Origin of the sequence: Xenorhabdus yunnanensis (assembly GCF_028598805.1) — a bacterium.
Classification (GTDB): Bacteria; Pseudomonadota; Gammaproteobacteria; order Enterobacterales; family Enterobacteriaceae; genus Xenorhabdus; species Xenorhabdus yunnanensis.
Genome location: NZ_JAQRFI010000008.1, coordinates 76,622 through 95,764, shown reverse-complemented (window position 1 = coordinate 95,764; position 19,143 = coordinate 76,622). Strand labels below are relative to the sequence as shown.

The 19,143-nt window shown below is 40.3% G+C and carries 18 protein-coding genes and 2 tRNA genes; 11 read left to right on the top strand and 9 right to left on the bottom strand.

Translation table 11 applies throughout. From position 1 onward, the window contains the following. Positions 1 to 178: 178 nt before the first annotated feature. The gene (gene fabI / locus PSI23_RS05340) at positions 179 to 967 is read left to right on the top strand and encodes an enoyl-ACP reductase FabI (RefSeq protein ID WP_273554107.1); all 789 of its coding nucleotides are present in this window, start codon (positions 179 to 181) and stop codon (positions 965 to 967) included. Positions 968 to 1,123: 156 nt separating this feature from the next. Here fabI and pdxY read toward each other — a convergent pair whose 3' ends face one another. The 4 genes from pdxY to anmK form a co-directional block, all read right to left on the bottom strand. Beyond that, entirely contained in the window at positions 1,124 to 2,002 is an 879-nt protein-coding gene (pdxY, locus tag PSI23_RS05335) for a pyridoxal kinase PdxY (protein ID WP_273554106.1), read from the bottom strand. A gap of 197 nt (positions 2,003 to 2,199) precedes the next feature. After that, a complete protein-coding gene (gene tyrS / locus PSI23_RS05330; RefSeq protein WP_273554105.1) occupies positions 2,200 to 3,471 on the bottom strand; it encodes a tyrosine--tRNA ligase in 1,272 nt (423 codons plus the stop codon). Between the two features lie 280 nt (positions 3,472 to 3,751). Continuing rightward, positions 3,752 to 4,405, bottom strand: a complete 654-nt coding sequence (pdxH, locus tag PSI23_RS05325) for a pyridoxamine 5'-phosphate oxidase (RefSeq protein ID WP_273554104.1) — start codon at positions 4,403 to 4,405, stop codon at positions 3,752 to 3,754. Positions 4,406 to 4,509: 104 nt separating this feature from the next. Beyond that, positions 4,510 to 5,619, bottom strand: coding sequence for an anhydro-N-acetylmuramic acid kinase (gene anmK, locus PSI23_RS05320; protein ID WP_273554103.1), 1,110 nt, complete (start codon positions 5,617 to 5,619; stop codon positions 4,510 to 4,512). Positions 5,620 to 5,936: 317 nt separating this feature from the next. On the opposite strand from anmK, the gene PSI23_RS05315 reads away from it, so the two are divergent. After that, entirely contained in the window at positions 5,937 to 6,410 is a 474-nt protein-coding gene (locus tag PSI23_RS05315) for an outer membrane lipoprotein (protein WP_273554102.1), read from the top strand. An 82-nt stretch (positions 6,411 to 6,492) separates the two neighbouring features. Here PSI23_RS05315 and slyA read toward each other — a convergent pair whose 3' ends face one another. Then, positions 6,493 to 6,930, bottom strand: coding sequence for a transcriptional regulator SlyA (gene slyA, locus PSI23_RS05310; protein WP_069316026.1), 438 nt, complete (start codon positions 6,928 to 6,930; stop codon positions 6,493 to 6,495). Between the two features lie 676 nt (positions 6,931 to 7,606). After that, positions 7,607 to 7,846 (bottom strand): DUF1289 domain-containing protein, encoded by a 240-nt coding sequence (locus PSI23_RS05305; RefSeq protein ID WP_273554101.1) that lies wholly within the window; start codon positions 7,844 to 7,846, stop codon positions 7,607 to 7,609. Positions 7,847 to 8,093: 247 nt separating this feature from the next. Here PSI23_RS05305 and gloA point away from each other — a divergent pair, with 247 nt between their 5' ends. Both gloA and rnt read left to right on the top strand, forming a co-directional pair. Continuing rightward, the gene (gene gloA, locus PSI23_RS05300) at positions 8,094 to 8,501 is read left to right on the top strand and encodes a lactoylglutathione lyase (protein ID WP_273554100.1); all 408 of its coding nucleotides are present in this window, start codon (positions 8,094 to 8,096) and stop codon (positions 8,499 to 8,501) included. A 184-nt stretch (positions 8,502 to 8,685) separates the two neighbouring features. Next, on the top strand, positions 8,686 to 9,345 hold the full coding sequence (gene rnt, locus PSI23_RS05295; protein WP_273554099.1) for a ribonuclease T: 660 nt from the start codon (positions 8,686 to 8,688) through the stop codon (positions 9,343 to 9,345). A 64-nt stretch (positions 9,346 to 9,409) separates the two neighbouring features. On the opposite strand, the gene PSI23_RS05290 is transcribed toward rnt, so the two are convergent. Beyond that, positions 9,410 to 9,799, bottom strand: a complete 390-nt coding sequence (locus tag PSI23_RS05290; RefSeq protein ID WP_273554098.1) for a Grx4 family monothiol glutaredoxin — start codon at positions 9,797 to 9,799, stop codon at positions 9,410 to 9,412. A gap of 364 nt (positions 9,800 to 10,163) precedes the next feature. On the opposite strand from PSI23_RS05290, the gene sodB reads away from it, so the two are divergent. Beyond that, positions 10,164 to 10,742 carry a superoxide dismutase [Fe] gene (gene sodB / locus PSI23_RS05285; protein WP_273554097.1) on the top strand — a complete coding sequence of 193 codons (579 nt, stop codon included), beginning with the start codon at positions 10,164 to 10,166 and terminating at the stop codon, positions 10,740 to 10,742. A gap of 598 nt (positions 10,743 to 11,340) precedes the next feature. After that, positions 11,341 to 12,366: an HTH-type transcriptional repressor PurR gene (gene purR / locus PSI23_RS05280; protein WP_273554096.1), complete on the top strand. Its 1,026-nt coding sequence runs from the start codon at positions 11,341 to 11,343 to the stop codon at positions 12,364 to 12,366. A 3-nt stretch (positions 12,367 to 12,369) separates the two neighbouring features. On the opposite strand, the gene punR is transcribed toward purR, so the two are convergent. Continuing rightward, complete coding sequence (punR, locus tag PSI23_RS05275) at positions 12,370 to 13,278, bottom strand: DNA-binding transcriptional activator PunR (RefSeq protein WP_273554095.1); 909 nt, start codon at positions 13,276 to 13,278, stop codon at positions 12,370 to 12,372. Between the two features lie 123 nt (positions 13,279 to 13,401). Between punR and punC the strand changes: the two genes are divergently transcribed. Together punC and cfa are read left to right on the top strand one after the other, a co-directional pair. Then, a complete protein-coding gene (gene punC, locus PSI23_RS05270; RefSeq protein WP_273554094.1) occupies positions 13,402 to 14,574 on the top strand; it encodes a purine nucleoside transporter PunC in 1,173 nt (390 codons plus the stop codon). Positions 14,575 to 14,865: 291 nt separating this feature from the next. Further along, complete coding sequence (cfa, locus tag PSI23_RS05265; RefSeq protein ID WP_273554093.1) at positions 14,866 to 16,017, top strand: cyclopropane fatty acyl phospholipid synthase; 1,152 nt, start codon at positions 14,866 to 14,868, stop codon at positions 16,015 to 16,017. A gap of 96 nt (positions 16,018 to 16,113) precedes the next feature. Here cfa and PSI23_RS05260 read toward each other — a convergent pair whose 3' ends face one another. After that, the gene (locus PSI23_RS05260; RefSeq protein WP_273554092.1) at positions 16,114 to 16,758 is read right to left on the bottom strand and encodes a riboflavin synthase subunit alpha; all 645 of its coding nucleotides are present in this window, start codon (positions 16,756 to 16,758) and stop codon (positions 16,114 to 16,116) included. A gap of 365 nt (positions 16,759 to 17,123) precedes the next feature. Between PSI23_RS05260 and PSI23_RS05255 the strand changes: the two genes are divergently transcribed. From PSI23_RS05255 to PSI23_RS05245, 3 genes are all read left to right on the top strand, one after another. Beyond that, entirely contained in the window at positions 17,124 to 18,497 is a 1,374-nt protein-coding gene (locus tag PSI23_RS05255; protein WP_273554091.1) for an MATE family efflux transporter, read from the top strand. A 170-nt stretch (positions 18,498 to 18,667) separates the two neighbouring features. Beyond that, positions 18,668 to 18,744: transfer RNA gene (locus PSI23_RS05250), tRNA-Val, on the top strand. 33 nt (positions 18,745 to 18,777) lie between these two features. Further along, positions 18,778 to 18,854: transfer RNA gene (locus PSI23_RS05245), tRNA-Val, on the top strand. The last annotated feature ends 289 nt before the right edge of the window (positions 18,855 to 19,143 follow it).

The window sequence follows — 19,143 nt, the reverse complement described above, 5'->3', positions numbered from 1 at the left end:
TTAATCACTGATCGGAACAGAATGGGAAACTCACCACATTTTCCTCCGGCGTGGTAGAATCACCCCCGTTTATTCACAATAAATACCGCAGCCATGGTTGGATATTTGTTTCCCCATGACTCTCGGTGTTTGATCACAAAGAACAATTTTGATCACAAAGAACAATAAGGATACTGCTATGGGTTTCATGACCGGCAAGCGCATTCTCATTACTGGTGTTGCCAGCAAACTGTCTATCGCTTATGGAATTGCCAAGGCAATGCACGATCAAGGAGCAGAGCTAGCTTTTACCTATCAAAATGACAAATTGAAACCTCGTGTCGAAGAATTCGCCGCATCTCTGAATTCGAATATCATTCTGCCATGTGACGTGGCTGAAGATGAAAGTATCGACGCATTGTTCGTTGAACTAGGTAAAGTATGGCCTAAATTCGATGGTTTTGTTCACTCCATCGGTTATGCACCAGCTGACCAGCTTGATGGTGATTATGTTAATGCTGTCAGCCGTGAAGGCTTTAAAATTGCACATGACATCAGTGCATACAGTTTCGTCGCAATGGCAAAAGCCTGCCGTGAGATGCTGAATCCTGGTTCTGCTCTACTCACCTTGAGCTATCTGGGCGCAGAACGTGCGATTCCTAACTATAACGTAATGGGTCTGGCGAAAGCCTCTCTGGAAGCAAACGTGCGTTATATGGCAAATGCAATGGGTGTTGAAGGTGTCCGTGTTAATGGCATCTCTGCTGGTCCAATCCGTACTCTGGCGGCTTCAGGTATCAAAGATTTCCGTAAAATGCTGGCGCATTGTGAAGCAGTTACACCTATTCGCCGCACTGTAACAACAGAAGATGTTGGTAATGCTGCTGCCTTCTTGTGCTCAGATCTGGCTGGAGGTGTTACCGGTGAGATCTTGCATGTTGATGGTGGTTTCAGCATCGCTGCTATGAACGAGTTAGAGTTAAAGTAATCGTTCGTTGACATATCGAAGATGGTCTCAGCCATAAAATTATAGCTGAGACTGTCTCTTTCTTGTTACTCTCAATTAGGTAGCACCAACATGCTAGCTAAGACTATATGCTATCCAAGACCATCGAAAGCGTAATTTTACTGATAATTTTCAGCGTCAGTCTATTCTTACCGCATGAAACTGATGTTCTGGAGTGACCATCTTATCTTGCGCAGCAATAATCTGTAATTCATATTCTTCACGCTTTTGTGTTTCCAACATTACTTCGTAGACTGCGGCAACAACATGTTCTAATGCAGCTTGCAATGCTTCATTTGTCAAAGACAAATTTTTCAACAGATTGACGAGGAACAAACCACTCGTTAAGTCACCAACACCAACTGGCTGAAGTGTTCCCGTATCAATTAATGGGCGACTAATATGCCAACTATGTTCTTTCGTCACCAAAAGCATTTCAAAACAATCTTTCTGATAGCCTGCACGACTCAAATGTTTAACCAATACAATCTTTGGACCTTTTTCACATAACTCACGAGCTGCGGATATAGCTTGTTCTACATTTTCAATTTTCCGCATGGTCAGTGTTTCAAGTTCCAATAAATTAGGCGCGATGATATCACTGGCAGGTAGTGCTTTCTCACAAAAGAATTCCGCAACACCCGGAGCAACTATACATCCTTTTTCCGGATGTCCCATTACGGGATCACAGAAATACCATGCATCAGGATTGGCTTCTTTAACCTGCTTCACGATATCAAGGATATAACTTCCCTGCTCTGGAGAACCAATATAACCACTCAAGATGGCATTACAGGATGCTAATTTATTAATTTCACCAATTCCCTGCACAATTTCAGTCAAATGTTCAGGTGGCATAACACAACCACGCCATTGAGGATATTGGGTATGGTTTGAAAATTGAACCGTATTTAATGCCCATACGTTCACTCCCATACGACGCATCGGGAAAACAGCCGCGCTGTTTCCTGCATGACCAAAAACAACATGAGACTGAATTGAAAGAACATGGTTCATGATAAGGCCTAGTTTATTATTTTTGATTTATGAATATACCCGTCGTCCTTCAAACTGCAGCTTTGTTGGCTGGGGTAATGACCGGGTAGCTGGTCATTACCTCTGGTTGCAACTTAAAATCCATAGGATATAGATGATATCTATAAAGATGCCAGATACATTAAGGGCAACAATAATGTTGCCCTTAATAATATTAATTATTTCCAATTGATAAGGCAATAATGCTTCTTACCACGACGTAATAAACTATAACGCCCAAACAAACGATCACTCTTTGCAAATACATACATAGGTTCGGATTGTTTTTCACCGTTGATGGAAACTGCATTAGAGCTGATCATGGTACGAGCCTGACCACGGGAAGGAACAAATTCAGCTGTAACTAGTGCTTGTTGCAAATCGGCATCTTTTTCAAGTTCAATTGCCGGCATTCCATCTTGTGCTAATTGGGCAAAATCATCTTCAGTCAAATCAACAATCGCACCGGAGAACAAACTTTCAGTGATGCGCTTCGCCGCTGCAAGGCCTTCTTCGCCATGCACCATACCAGTAACTTGTTCTGCCAGTACATATTGAGCACGTGGGGCTTTACCGCTATTTTTATCTTCTTCCTCTAGAGCATTAATTTCTTCAATATCCATGAAGGTAAAGAATTTCAGGAAACGGTAAGCATCTGCATCTGCTGTGTTAATCCAGAACTGGTAAAATTTGTATGGGCTGGTTTTCTTTGGATCCAACCAAACGGCACCACCTTCTGTCTTACCAAATTTAGTTCCATCTGATTTGGTGATCAATGGTACTGTTATCCCAAACACTTGTTTCTGATGTAAGCGACGAGTCAAATCGATACCTGAAGTAATGTTGCCCCATTGGTCTGAACCACCAATCTGCAATTCAACGCCATATTTTCCATTCAGGTTTGCAAAATCATATGACTGCAACAGGTTATAAGAAAACTCAGTGTATGAAATACCAACATCATCACGGTTAAGGCGTTGTTTTACCGCTTCTTTGTTGATCATCTGGTTGACAGAAAAGTGCTTACCGATATCACGCAGGAAAGTCAGCACATCCATTTTGCCAAACCACTCGTAGTTATTGGCTAACTCTGCACCATTTTCACCATTAAAACTAAGGAATGGGGAAACCTGATTGCGAATTTTTTCAACCCACTCTTTGACTGTTTCTTCTGTGTTTAATTTGCGTTCAGTTGCTTTAAAACTCGGATCGCCAATCAAACCTGTCGCCCCACCGACCAACGCAATAGGTTTGTGCCCAGCAAGTTGGAATCGTTTTAAACACAGCAAGGGAACCAGATGGCCCAAATGCAAGCTGTCAGCGGTAGGATCGAAGCCACAATAGAGAGAAACCGGACCTTGCGCCAGTCTCTCAGCTAACGCCTCTTCATCCGTTACCTGGGCAACAAGGCCCCGCTCTTGCAGTTGTTTAATCAGGTTATTGCTAGACATTAATGACTCCATCGGTTTGTATACTTTACCTATATATCCCCTTTCTTTCAGGTCGCCACTTTATTGATTACGCTACAACCTGAAATCTATTGGGTATATAAGTATCTCGTTATAAATCATGCGCTATAGCATAAAACGCCAGTAATATAAGTGCCAGTATTAAAAATGATAATTATACTCTTCACTTTGCAAATCACTGCCTTATTAGCTGTAATTTGCAGTCTATTGAGCATTACTCAATTTATGGCCTTGTATATTGAACGGTTATAGTGTTCTGTTATTAAGGAGCCAACCGATCAATATGCCATTTATCACCTTCACGCTGATATAGAAAACGATCATGGAGGCGATGAGCACCGCCCTGCCAGAATTCGACTGAATCAAATTCGACCTTAAATCCGCCCCAGAAACTGGGAAGAGGAACCTCACCATTCTGGAATTTCTGTTTCAATTCCAAAAATTTTCCTTCCAAAATGACTCTGGCAGAAATTTTTGAGGATTGCTGAGAGGCCCAAGCTGCAATCTGGCTATCTCTTGGACGACTATGAAAATATTTCACTACTTCAAGCGGAGACAAACGCTCAGCTTTGCCAAGAAAACTAACTTGTCGCTCCAATTGATACCAAGGAAAATGGAGACTGATCCGGTTATTCTGAGCCAGATGTTTTGCCTTACGGCTGCCAAGATTGGTATAAAATATCAAGCTATGGGCATCAAAATGTTTTAACAGAACAATGCGCTGATAAGGTTGTCCGTTCTCATCTACTGTAGCAATACACATTGCCGTCGGATCGCTGAGTTTCGCTTCACAAGCCTGTTTTAACCAGCACTCAAAAAGTTTAATTGGTTCTTCAGTAAGATCTTTTCGCCTTAACCCATCACGTATATATTCGCGACGCAGTTCTGCGATAGCTGTTTCATTATTTTCTGACATTTCTAATTTCTCGGTTTCTTAATGAGTATTAGCATATCATTGTTATCTGCTAGCTAACTGCCTTCTAATAATAGTTATTGATTAACTGATCATGATCCAACCAATTATCTGATAACCGGATAAATTGCGCCTAAAATCGTTTCTCTATCCGCACCAGTTACTGATGGCAAATTACCAGATAATCCAGACATTGTTCGGAATGCCAACCAAGCAAATGCCAGTGCTTCCATATCGTCACCACTCAAACCATATTTGTCTGTCGTAGCTACTTCAGTATCCGATAATAAAGTCGATAACCGATTCATCACAAGTGGATTACGTGCCCCACCACCGCATACTAAAAGACGATCACATCCACCGCTTAGCATAACTTGCTGAGCAATACTTACGGTCGTTAACTCAGCCAATGTTGCTTGAACATCCACTGGTTCAATTGCAGGAAAATCAGCTAGCTGTTTTTCCAACCACGCCATATTAAAGTATTCGCGCCCTGTACTCTTCGGTGCCGTACGTGCGAAATATGGATCAGAAAGCATTTTTTGAAGCAAAGATTCATTAACATTACCTTCACTAGCCCATAATGCATCTTTATCGTAAGGCAATTGCTTATGCCGCCATGTCCAAGCATCCATCAGCATGTTCCCCGGACCGGTATCATATCCTTTAACGGCAGAATTAGGCAGAAGTGCTGAAATATTAGCTATTCCGCCAATATTCAAAATAATACGCCTTTCTGTAGGATGGCCCAATACAGCCATATGGAATGCTGGCACCAAAGGTGCTCCCTGACCACCATAAGCCATGTCACGCCGTCTGAAATCACCGACTGTTGTAATATTAGTCAATGCTGCTACACGGTTATTGTCGCCGATTTGCATAGTAAAAGGCTTTTCACCATCCGGTTCATGCCATACGGTCTGCCCATGACATCCGATTGCTGTAATGTCATTTGCAGTCAGCCCTGCTTTATTCAACAATCCTTGAACAGCTTCCGCAAAGAGAGTTCCAAGTTCATAGTCAAATCTTCCGACCATTGATAATGTCGTCTGCTGACCTTGACAAATAGAAAGCAATTTTTGCTTAAGTTCTTGTGGGAAAGAATGATTATAACTCACTTGTTGAATCACAACCTTATCACTAATCTCTGCCAAAATAACATCAACCCCGTCCATGCTAGTGCCAGACATCACACCAATATAACGTCCTGATTTCATAAATATTCCTCTATTAAATAATGGATTACATTTAATCTTACATAAACTATAAGACACATCCTATTCGGACTATATATGTTTAATGATCATTATCAGAGATAAAATCTGAGTTTTGGAAAGCCCTTCACAAAACATGCTAAGCTTTTGGTCAGGAATTATTCCTTTGCGAGTTCATCGTGAGCATTTATTATATGCGTGGATATATATCATTAGTTGCTGGTAAAGCTATCAGTTTAGCTGCTATCAATAGCAGCCGAACGTTTGATTATAGGTCTATTATCAAATTTCCCTATCGGGCATTAAAATTAGGAGTAACTATGTTAAAACGTTTCCTGGTTGGTGCAGTTGTAGTAACCACTTTGTCTGGTTGTGCAGACATGGGAACACTCTCTAGTGACACTTATTCTATTGGTCAAGCCAAACAAGCCCAAACTGTAGCCTATGGCACCATTCTGTCAGTACGCCCCGTCACTATTAAAGGCAAACAAGCCGGTGATCCTAATGTCTTAGGTTTCATTGGGGGAGCCGTTTTGGGAGGATTGTTAGGTAATACCATTGGGGGTGGCTCTGGCCAAAGGCTTACAACAGCCGCAGGCGCTATTGCTGGTGGTCTGGCTGGTCAAGGAATCGAAGGTGCTATAGACCAAGCAAAAGGTATCGAATTAAACATTCGTACAGACAATGGAAAAAATATCATTGTAGTACAAAAATTAGACCGAACTGTATTCAGCAGAGGACAACGCGTCCAAATCGCAAACAGCGGAAGTTCTCTGACAGTGTCACCACTCTGAAATATTCCAATAACACAAGAATAAAAAATCGCGGTTTACCAGTAACTGGATCTGGACCGCGATTTTTATTACAGATTAATTTTTATATTACCTGTTTATGTAATTGGCTAATATTTTTTTCAATTTTTTTTATTACAGAAGCAAGCAGAATTAACTCATCATGAGTAATTCCCTCCAAGATTTCTTTTCTTGTCGAATCAATAACACTATCCACTTCTCTAATAAAAGTTTCCGATTCTCCGGTTAATTTGATTCTTTTTGCGCGTCGATCATTGGCACATGTGTGCCGTGTAATCAGTTTCTTTTCTTCTAATTGATCAAGCGTTCTCACCAGAGATGGTTGCTCAATACCAATAGCTTTTGCGAGCTGTATCTGTGATTGCTCTGGTGGCAGCTGACTAATATTGTATAGAGTAACCCAATGCGTCTGAGTTAATTTCAACGGTTTCAAACGATGATCAATTAAAGCGCGCCAAACACGGACTAAACGTGCCAGATCTGATCCCAATGTCAATTCCAATTACCCCTCCTTATAATTAGAGACTCATAACATCAATGAATTATCCAATCAGTTTATTCATATGAATAATGGATATGCATCCTATATCATGCTTACATTAGCAGAGTCAGAAATTTCGCTAATAACCTAATTAGTGTCGCGTTGGCTTGTTACTCAAAGTTGACATCTTCGTCGCCCTAAAGAGCGAAGTTATACGGCGCATCGAATAAAATCGCGCATTAATCCACCAACGATATAAACTGTATAAAATAATCTTCCAACTAAACTATTGTAATTTTAAATATCAATAAAAAAGATACAAGCCCCCAAAATATATACATTTACACTCGGTTAAAGTTCTATAAGAATAACCGCCATCCAAATACTAATCTATATATTTTTACATTAATATCATTTTTCTCTTACAGAAATTGACAATATTATAATAAATAACTTAAAAAACAATAAGATAACAAATTAGTCTATTTATTGTTCAATAAATAATTCTTTAATAAGAAATTTTTACTAAGATGCCTCAGCCAGCCAACAGGAGTGATATTTTGAAATGACTTATGTCAAATAAAAGAAATGTAATATAAATTATGTGCCATTTATTACTGGTAATATTACTTATTTTTTCGTTCATCCTAAACCATAATTCATATAAGTGATATTTTTTAATCAACTCAGAATAAAACTAAAATAAACCAGGTTGTTTTGGGATAATGTTTTCATTGAATCCCTTTAATCTTAATTCTCTTAGATATCTATGATGACATAACCGCAATATTTTTCTTTTTTCACTATCCGATAATTTCATCCACATAAATCGCTCTTCCCTATTACGATAACATCCTCGGCAAAAACCACGGGAATCAGATTCACAAACCCCTCGACAAGGGTTTGGAATAGCAAAAAATTCTAATTGTTCGGCCATCTCATCCTCCTGCATTTGGACTTATCAATTATTTCCAATATGAAACTATTTGTTGGTCAGTATAAACCGCAACCAATACATTTCAAAACAAAATAGTAACATTCCGAAACAAAATAAACGAACAGGACAATTTGAATTATTTTACCCATCCACGTTATAGTTAACTGGAGATGTGCAGATATGTGAGCAAAGTTTTGCAATGAAAGCTAATATTTCTCAATAAAACTATAAAGATCAAGAGGTAATCATGCGTTTACTCCATACTATGATCCGTGTTGGCAACATGCAGCGCTCGGTTGATTTCTATACTCAGGTAATGGGTATGCGTTTACTTCGCACAAGTGAAAACCCAGAGTATAAGTACTCTCTCGCATTTGTTGGTTACACCGATGAAAGCCAAGGTGCAGTCATTGAGCTAACCCACAATTGGTGTGTTGAAAACTACGAAATGGGAACCGCATTTGGGCATATCGCCTTAGGCGTTGATGATGTTGCAGCAACCTGTGAACGCATCAAACTTGCTGGAGGGAACGTGGTTCGCGAAGCAGGACCAGTTAAAGGCGGAACAACAGTCATTGCATTCGTTGAAGATCCCGATGGCTATAAGATTGAACTCATCGAAAATACAAGCGCCAGCAGTGCATTAGGCAATTAACTCTATCAATAGATACCAAGTTATAGCTAGAAATTATTCATGCATATACAAAAGGGCATATCCTATTGCCCTTTCTTATCCTGATAAGATAAGTATTACTTCTGCAAGGCACACCAAATTTTGTCATAATGTCCACCATTCTAGAGTCAAAAACAGAATCCTGAAGCTAAGAACTGAAAATCAGATGTCTAATCAAAACGATCAAAATATGCTAAGTGGACGCTTTCGTGGCTACTATCCCGTTGTCATTGATGTCGAAACCGCCGGTTTTAATGCACGTACAGATGCTTTACTTGAAATTGCTGCAATTACTTTAAAAATGGATGATGACGGTTGGCTAACACCTGCTGATACACTGCATTTCCATATCGAGCCTTTTGAAGGAGCTAACCTTGATCCTGCCGCTCTCGCTTTCACTGGCATTGATCCCACAAATCCCTTACGAGGAGCCGTCAGTGAATACACTGCCTTGCATGCTATTTTCAAAATGATCCGCAAAGGCATGAAAGACACTAACTGTAATCGCGCGATTATAGTCGCCCATAATGCCAATTTTGATCACAATTTTGTCACGGCCGCTGCTGAACGTTCTGGTTTGAAACGTAATCCATTCCACCCGTTCGCCACTTTTGATACTGCGGCACTCAGCGGATTGGTTCTTGGTCAAACAATTTTAGCCAAAGCCTGCATCACTGCGGACATTCCGTTTGACAGCAATCAAGCACATAGCGCTCTTTATGATACTGATCGAACAGCCTTGCTTTTCTGCGAACTTGTTAATCGCTGGAAACGGTTAGGTGGTTGGCCACTGCCAACCCCTGACACTGCTGACTGCGAGTCCTAAAAAAAGTAAGCCCCATACCTATAAAAAGTATGGGGCTACGAAAAGTATTCATCATTCAGATGAATTACTGCTCTTCTTCCTGCTCACGATACTTGTCAGCAGTCTCTTTGATCAACGATTGTAGTTCACCGCGCTGATACATCTCAACAAGAATGTCACAACCTCCCACCAGTTCACTATCAACCCAAAGCTGAGGAAAGGTCGGCCAATTTGCATATTTAGGCAATTGAGCACGGATATCTGGATTTTGCAGAATATCCACATAAGCAAAACGTTCACCACAAGCTGATAAAACCTGAACTGTCTGTGCAGAGAAGCCACAGCTTGGCAGTTTCGGAGAACCTTTCATATATAGCAGAATTGGGTTTTCTCTGATCTGGCGTTCGATTTTCTCAATAACCGCATCTGCTGTTGTATCAGTAACCGTGTTAGTATTCGTATTAATATTCGTCATTTTTGCTTCCTTAAAACTGCAAGCGCTATTCATCAGTATTAGATAAAGATTGATTCAGAATACCACTTTCTACTCTAATTTTTCTACCGTGAACTTTATGTGGCAAATTTTCACCATGATCTGCAACAAGTAATCACTAGATATTTTCATTCCAACTGACTGTATCTAATCCATGTTACAGTTCAGTTCTACGTCAGTTCGCAACCTAGTAGTATCTTTTCTCCTGTTATTTAGCAGAAAAGTTGTTAAGATAATTACCAAACAGCAAATATGATAATAAGCTTAAATTTGCCCTGCCCATGATTAGTATTTTATAAACCATGGTTTGCGGAGCCAAAAACCCGATATTAAAAAGGAGCATGCAATGTCTTTTGAATTACCAGCATTACCTTATGCCAAAGATGCCCTGGAACCACACATTTCTGCAGAAACTCTAGAATATCATTACGGCAAACATCACAATACTTATGTTATAAACCTGAATAATCTGATTAAAGATACCGAACTCGCCGGGAAATCACTGGAAGAAATAATCAAAACATCTGAAGGCGGCATCTTCAATAACGCTGCACAAGTTTGGAACCATACTTTCTACTGGCATAGCCTGTCACCAAATGGTGGTGGTGAACCAACCGGAAAATTAGCAGATGCTATCAACAATGCTTTCGGTTCTTTTGCTGAGTTCAAGCAGCAGTTCACTGACTCAGCCCTGAAAAACTTTGGTTCTGGTTGGACTTGGTTGGTCAAGAAAGCTGACGGTACTCTGGCTATTGTTAACACTTCTAATGCAGCAACTCCACTGACTGGTGAAGATAAACCAGTTCTGACCGTTGATGTTTGGGAACACGCATATTACATCGATTACCGTAATGCACGTCCTCAATATCTGGAGCATTTCTGGGCCCTGGTCAACTGGAAATTTGTTGAAGAAAACTTAGCTTAATAAGATTAATTCTCATGTCAGTTTGAAATAACTAGGGCAGGTTTTCTTTCATTATCTGAATTCCTAATGCTGGAGAACCCGCCCTTAAAGCGACACCTTCAAAGCAAATGGTGTTACAAATTCTTCTTTTAGATCTTGATCAGATCAGACAGAGGCTTCCCAGAAAAACAATCATGATTAATGTACTACCAGCAGCCAATAATCCCAACTTCAGATCTGTATCCATAGAACTTCCTCAATGTGAAAATTAAGACACCCCAATACTATAAGTTTTAATAACATAAGTTTTAATACCATAATTTTTAAGTGGTCATTTGCCGTATTATTTAAAAAACATACTGCAATATTTAATCCATACTCTTTATAGCATTGATTATTACTTTCACTTTTGAGCTAGATCAGACAAAATTCAAGGTTTATCGCTAAATTATTGCCAACCACCACTCTCTATATAAATATGTTGGCAAACGATTAACAAATATCTATACCCGATAGATTTCAGACCTCGGTGGAATGCAAGTAAGTGCGGTCAACCAAACGAATTTGAAAGATAAAGGGTATATAAAGTTAGACCATAAGGTCAGGAGTCCTTTTTATCATGGCAACGATCAAAGATGTGGCTAAATGCGCTGGTGTTTCGACCACAACGGTATCCCATGTTATCAATAAAACCCGTTTCGTCGCCGAAGATACAAAAGCTGCAGTTTGGGCTGCTATTAAGGAATTGAACTATTCTCCCAGTGCCGTTGCCCGTAGTTTGAAAGTTAACCATACCAAATCCATTGGATTATTGGCAACGTCAAGTGAAGCACCTTATTTTGCTGAGATCATAGAATCTGTTGAAAATAGCTGCTATAGCAAAGGTTATACATTGATTTTATGTAATTCTCATAACAACCTTGATAAACAAAAAGCTTATCTCGCGATGCTGGCGCAAAAACGCGTAGATGGTTTGCTGGTCATGTGTTCAGAGTACCCTGAACAGCTTTTAGGTATGCTGGAAGGCTATCGTAATATTCCTATGGTAGTGATGGATTGGGGAGAATCCAGAGGGGATTTTACCGATGCAATTATTGATAATGCTTTTCATGGAGGTTATTTAGCTGGACGTTATCTCATTGAGCGCGGTCATCGTGATATTGCATCCATCCCTGGGCCATTAGCAAGAAACACTGGCGGAGGGCGCCATCAAGGTTTTCTCAAGGCACTGAAGGAAGCTAATATCACTATTCGGGATGAGTGGATTGTTCAGGGTGATTTTGAACCTGAGTCCGGTTATCAAGCCATGTGCAAGATCCTTAATCAGAAACATCGCCCAACGGCTGTTTTTTGCGGTGGTGATGTCATGGCAATGGGAGCGATTTGTGCAGCCGATGAGTTGGGATTACGTGTTCCCCAAGATATCTCAATTATCGGTTATGACAATATTCGCAATGCCCGCTATTTCACGCCAGCTTTGACAACCATCCACCAACCCAAAGAACGTTTAGGGCAAATGGCTTTTTCGATGTTACTGGACAGAATCGTCAATAAACGTGAGGATGTACAAACTATTGAAGTCCACCCACGCCTTGTTGAACGGCGCTCTGTTACGGATGGACCTTTTATTGATTATCGTCGCTGACGGTTAATTTTCTTGCAGCCATTCAGCATTAAGCGTTTCGCTATCCCCTAGATAATCAAGTAACCAACTTAATGCCGGTGAATGGCTTTTTTGCGACCATGTCAAGCAGCATGGGCTATCAGGCAATGGTTGTTCAAGTTCGAGTGTAGTCAGCTTGTCTTTACGGATCAGCGGTAGTGCACGGTGCTTGGGAACCATTCCTACACACAATCCATCCATCACGCAACTTAATCCAGAATCCCAATCAGGAACAATCAATCTCCGTTGGTTATCCAAAGCCCAAGTATCACGTTTAGGCAGGCTGCGTGAAGTATCCTCGAGACATAAACTGGGGTAAGGCCGCATTTTGTCATCATCCAATTTTCCTGATATCGCTGCCAGTTCATGTCCAGGGCTGGCGACACATAGCCATGGCATGAACCCCATATCCCTGAAGCTATATTGCTCCCCAACAGGGGAAGCACGTGTTGCCCCGATAGCAACATCCACTCGTTCGTCTACCAAGGCATCCCATACGCCATTGAAAACTTCGGGATAGATAAATAATTCAATATCTGGAAAATGGCGATAAAAATCCAAAATTAGCCGAAGAGTTCGCTCTGGTTTTACTACCTGATCAACTGCAATACTAAATTGTCCCCGCCAACCATTAGCAACTTGTTGACACTGGTGCCGGGTGTGATTCATTTTTTTGATAACAGAACGAGCTTCTTTGACAAAAATAGCCCCCGCTTCAGTTAAATCAACATCACGGTGACGACGTTCAAACAAAGGCACTGCCAACCATTCTTCAAGCTGTTTGACCGTATAACTGATAGCAGAAGGCACACGGTGAAGCTCTGATGCAGCCGCACTGAAACTTCCTGTTCTGGCAATAGCATCAACGACTTCCAGAGAGTATTCAGACCACATATATCTTCCTTTCAATTTTTTTCATGGCACTGTGCAAATATTACCGCTTCACAAGTAAAAATCATGCCATATAAAATAAGCCGAATATTTATTTATCAACTACCACATCAAGTTATTCACACAATGACAACAAATAAAAACTCCATTCCATTCATGTTTTATCTCGCAGGCTTGAGTATGCTCGGCTTTTTGGCCATTGATATGTATCTACCTGCTTTTGACATAATGAAAAAAGAATTAGATACATCAACAAGTGCCATTAGTGCGAGCCTCAGTATTTTTCTTGCCGGGTTTGCTTTTGCCCAACTTTTATGGGGGCAATTGTCTGACCGTTTAGGTAGAAAACCTGTTCTTATTATCGGACTATCCCTGTTTTCCATTAGCTGTTTAGGTATGCTCTGGATAACTGATCCTATCCAGTTGCTTATATTGAGATTTATGCAGGCAGTTGGGGTTTGTTCTGCCGCAGTTACTTGGCAGGCTTTGGTTGTCGATAGGTATGATGCAGAGCGTACTAAACGTGTTTTCGCCATGATTATGCCTCTGGTCGCCCTGTCCCCCGCTCTTGCCCCTTTGTTGGGCGCATGGTTATTGACACATAGTGGCTGGAGAATCATTTTCCTTGTTTTAATGATCGTAACGCTATTACTGCTAATACCTACATTTTTTCTGAAAAATAACCATATTAATATCGAAACCAGCTCCGATACGAAAGCAGTTTCTTTCTTTACACTACTAGCTCACCCAGTTTTTAGCGGAAATGTATTGATTTATGCATCTTGCAGTGCAGGTTTTTTTGCTTGGTTAACTGGTTCACCAACAATTTTGAAAAATATGGGTTATGACTCTACCGACATTGGCCTAAGCTATATTCCCCAAACTCTGGCATTTATGATCGGTGGATATGGTTGCCGTATCTTATTGGAAAAAGTAAAAAGCGAAACAGTATTCCCATTTTTATTGGTGGGTTACGCTGTGAGCATGACTATTATTTACCTGATTTCCATATTAGGTGAACCTTCATTCATGACCATTCTTATTCCTTTTTGTGTGATGGCTGCTGTGAATGGTGCATCCTATCCAATTGCCGTGGCAAATGCCCTATCTGTTTACCCCAAGAATAGTGGCAAGGCTGCTGCATTACAAAATACCCTGCAATTGGGCCTTTGTTTTGTCGCAAGCATGATAGTTTCTATATTTATGGAATCTCCTCTTGTATCGACTGCAACAATAATGGCATTGACTTCTGTTCCAATGGCTGTCGGTTATTGGTTGCAAAAAAAAGTTACTAAATAAAATAATAATTAAGAACATTATCATCTAAAGGTTACATCATTATGTGACTTTTAGATGATTGTTTAAATACCATTTCACTCATATACTCATACAGATTCATTATTCTAAAAACTCGGAATTTGAGGTCTTTCAGAGCACTGAAGCTCTATTTAATTTCAGGATGAATAGGCAATATGTGCTCTCAATGTAATTTCCATATTATTTCCTAATAAATCTTCGAGGTTTTAACATAATAAAAATCAGCTACAAAGTGACGCCTCAAAATTCCATCACACAAATGTTGGAGAGTATATGAGTTCATCTTTCGTTGAAGGTAAAAAAACAATAACTGATTCTTGGTATAGGATCGCCCATGAATTGCTTCAGGAAACGGATATTGAGATCAATGGCAAGCGTCCTTTCGATATTCGCATTAAAAATCCTGACTTCTATAAGCGCGTATTGAAAGAAGGTTCTTTGGGTCTGGGTGAGAGTTATATGGATGGCTGGTGGGAATGTGATCGCCTTGATATTTTCTTTTATAAAATATTACGGGCAGGTCTGGAACACCATATTCCTAAAAATGCTAAAGATATTTTCAAGATAATTATATCTCGTTTATTCAATTTACAATCTCCCAAACGAGCTTGGATTGTAGGTAAAGAACATTATAATTTAGGCAATGACCTTTTTACTCGGATGCTTGATCCTCATATGCAATATTCTTGCGGGTATTGGAAAGATACCAATACACTGGAAGAAGCACAATCCCATAAGCTCCGCCTGATTTGTGAAAAACTACAATTATCCCCTGACATGACTTTATTAGATATCGGCTGTGGATGGGGAGGCTTGGCAGCTTATGCAGCAAAAAACTACGGAGTATCTGTCACAGGGGTAACGATTTCAGCTGAACAACAAAAATATGCGCAGGAACGTTGCAAGGATCTAAATGTAAAAATAATCCTTGAAGATTACCGAAACCTTAACCTTCAGTTTGATCGCGTTGTGTCTGTTGGTATGTTTGAGCACGTTGGCCCTAAAAATTATGACAATTATTTCAATATGGTGAAAAAGAACCTGACTCCTGATGGTCTGTTCCTTCTCCATACCATCGGTTCCAATGTTGATAAATCAGGAGCTGATGCCTGGATCAGCAAATATATTTTCCCCAATGGCTGCTTACCATCAATCTCTAAAATTGCCAAAGCAACTAATGGAAAGTTTGTCATGGAAGATTGGCACAACTTTGGAGCAGATTATGACCGGACACTCATGGCATGGTATGAACGATTTACGACCAGTTGGCACGAAATAGAACATAATTACAGCCCACGCTTCAAACGGATGTTCAGCTATTACCTGAATGCCTGTGCAGGCGCATTCCGATCAAGAGATATTCAGTTATGGCAGATAATATTTAGTCCACAGGGTATTGAAAAAGGATTGAGAGTACCTAGATAGTTCTCCTCAAGTAGCGTTCTCAAAGCTACAGAAATATCATTTCTGTAGCTTTGAGAACGCTACCACAAAATCAATGGCACAACTTGGAAATACTTTTTATTGTCCTTCAGTCTGTAATAATAATCTTTCCTGTTCTTTCTGAGCCATAACTCGTTCAACGGTATCTATGATTGCTTGGGTTTGTGGGTCAATCTCAATATTAACCTTTTCACCTAAACGTTTTTTGCCCAGAGTTGTGCGCTCTAATGTTTCTGGGATCAAATGAACACAAAAACGATTATTTACTACATCCCCAATTGTCAGGCTAATCCCATCAATGCCAATAAACCCTTTGTGCAGGATATATTTCATCAATGCCTTATCGTGAATTCGAAACCATATTTCATGGTTATTTTCAGAAGTGAATATTTTGGCAATTTCTGCTGTTGTAATAACATGACCGGACATCAAATGCCCACCAATTTCATCACCAAATTTAGCCGCTCTTTCCAGATTGACTAAATCACCTACCCTAATTTCGCCAAGATTGGTCAAACGCAATGTTTCTTTCATTAAATCAAAACTGATGGAATCACCATTAATCTTGGTCACAGTCAGACAGCAACCATTGTGGGAAACAGAAGCTCCCGTTTCAATTCCGGGCAATAATTCTGCCGGAAATTTAACAACATGAGTCCGAAAATGCATTTTTTCATCAATGGCAACTATCGGCGCTTTTCCCTGAACGATACCTGTAAACATGGGAACCTCTTTAATAATTTCATCTAACAGGGTAGTTTAACCCACTCACTGCGTTTAAACACTATTCCGGTTAAGCACCATTACATTTAAATACCATCTCGTTTAAACATGCACCTAAACACTAAATTGCCTAAACATCATTCTGTTTAAAACACTATTCCGGTTAAGTTTAGTTTCAGTTGAGTGTTGCTTCAATCATCCTGCCTCAATTATTGAGTATAAACATCGTGCAATGATTGGATTAATAAAATGAGTTCTATACAATATAGAAGTTTATAAGCGATATATTTTCTAATAACATCGTTTGCTCGCAAAAAATATTCCTTGTTTTTCTCATTAATTTTCAATCAAAAAAGGTGTCGTACGTGCAGAAATATTTAAATGAAGCGCGTAGTTTGCTCGCTCTAGGGATCCCCGTCATCATTGCACAGTTTTCACAAACTGCGATGGGATTCGTCGATACAGTCATGGCTGGTAAAGCCGGTGCTGTTGAGATGTCAGCTGTTGCCGTTGGCACATCAATCTGGTTGCCAACCATTCTGTTTGGTCAAGGCTTATTACTCGCTTTGACACCCATCGTGGCACACATGAATGGATCTGGTCAGAGAAAAAATGTTGCCGGTCAAATCCAACAAGGGTTCTGGCTTGCAGCCTTCCTTTCTATATTGGTCATCGCTGTATTGTATAACAGCCAATTTATTATAGAAGCACAGCATAATGTCGATCCTGTATTGGCGCAAAAAGCCACGAACTTTATCCACGCCATCATGTGGGGAGCGCCAGGTTATTTGTTCTATCAGGTCTTACGCGGTCAATGTGAAGGGTTATCGAAAACTAAACCAGCAATGATAATCGGCATTGCTGGGTTATTGGTCAATATCCCCGTTAACTATATTTTCATTTACGGTAAATTTGGTGCGCCTGCATTGGGCGGTGTAGGCTGTGGTGTCGCAACTGCCGCGGTTTACTGGGTTATGTTTCTGTTGCTACTTGTATATGTGAAACACTCTCCTTCCCAAAAGGATATCCAAACATTCAATAATTTTGCAGGCCCTGAATGGCATACGCAAAAACGTATTGCACTGCTTGGCTTACCAATCGCTTTGGCAATGTTCTTTGAGGTTACGCTGTTTGCTGTTGTCTCATTATTGGTTTCTCCACTTGGTGTAGTTGCCGTTGCAGGGCATCAGATATCACTCAATTTCAGCTCCATGATGTTTATGTTCCCGCTGTCATTGGGGATCGCTGCAACCATTCGCGTCGGTTATAACTTAGGCCAAAAATCAACTGAAGGTGCCAAAATATCCGCCTATACGGGCCTTATTGTTGGCCTAATTATTGCTTGCATAACTGCGACCTTCACAATACTGTTACGCGAACGCATTGCATTCATGTATAACGATAACGCCGAAGTCGTTATTCTCGCCTCTCACTTGATGCTGTTTGCCGCTATTTACCAGCTTTCTGATGCGGTTCAGGTCATTGGGTCGGGGGTATTGCGTGGATACAAAGATACACGTTCTATTTTCTTTATCACTTTTATTGCTTATTGGCTCTTAGGGCTGCCTAGTGGCTATATTCTGGCGTTGACTGATTATGTAACTCAACCAATGGGGCCACAGGGTTTCTGGATTGGATTCATTATTGGTTTAACTGCGGCGGCAATCATGATGGGCTACCGCATACTATGGACACAAAAGCAACCAGCTCATTATGTTCTGAAGCGTTCGAGTCGTTAATTCAATATATTTCAGTGCGTTAAGTTATCAACTCAAGGGGAAAAAGCTGCAAATTCACACTAAAAGATGTAATTGCGAGCAATTAAATAAGAATTTGCATTTTTCCCCTTGCCAGAAAGCTCTGCGCCCGTTAATATTCGTCCCCATTGTCAGCCGCGGAAATTTAGATTGCGTCCGTAGCTCAGTTGGTTAGAGCACCACCTTGACATGGTGGGGGTCGGTGGTTCGAGTCCACTCGGACGCACCAAATATTCGGTTGACAAAAAAAGTAATTTTATGTGCGTCCGTAGCTCAGTTGGTTAGAGCACCACCTTGACATGGTGGGGGTCGGTGGTTCGAGTCCACTCGGACGCACCATATCTAATTCATAACCTTAAAATCCTCTTATATTATTTTCCTAAATTTTCAAGTTTCGTATTCTGATAAATCCTATCGCTGTGAACTAATTGTTGCCCAACCTTCTGCATACTAAAAATTCAATTACATTCTGTTTGCGCAACAACTCCCTGATTTCTTTAACATGACGTCAGATTATTTCTTCCTTTCTGTATGTAAATCTTTTCAAGAGCTATTTTTTGATTCATTTCACAGAAATTAGTCTCTATAATACGCTTATGTCATAAGTTGAATGGTTTCAGCAAATTGA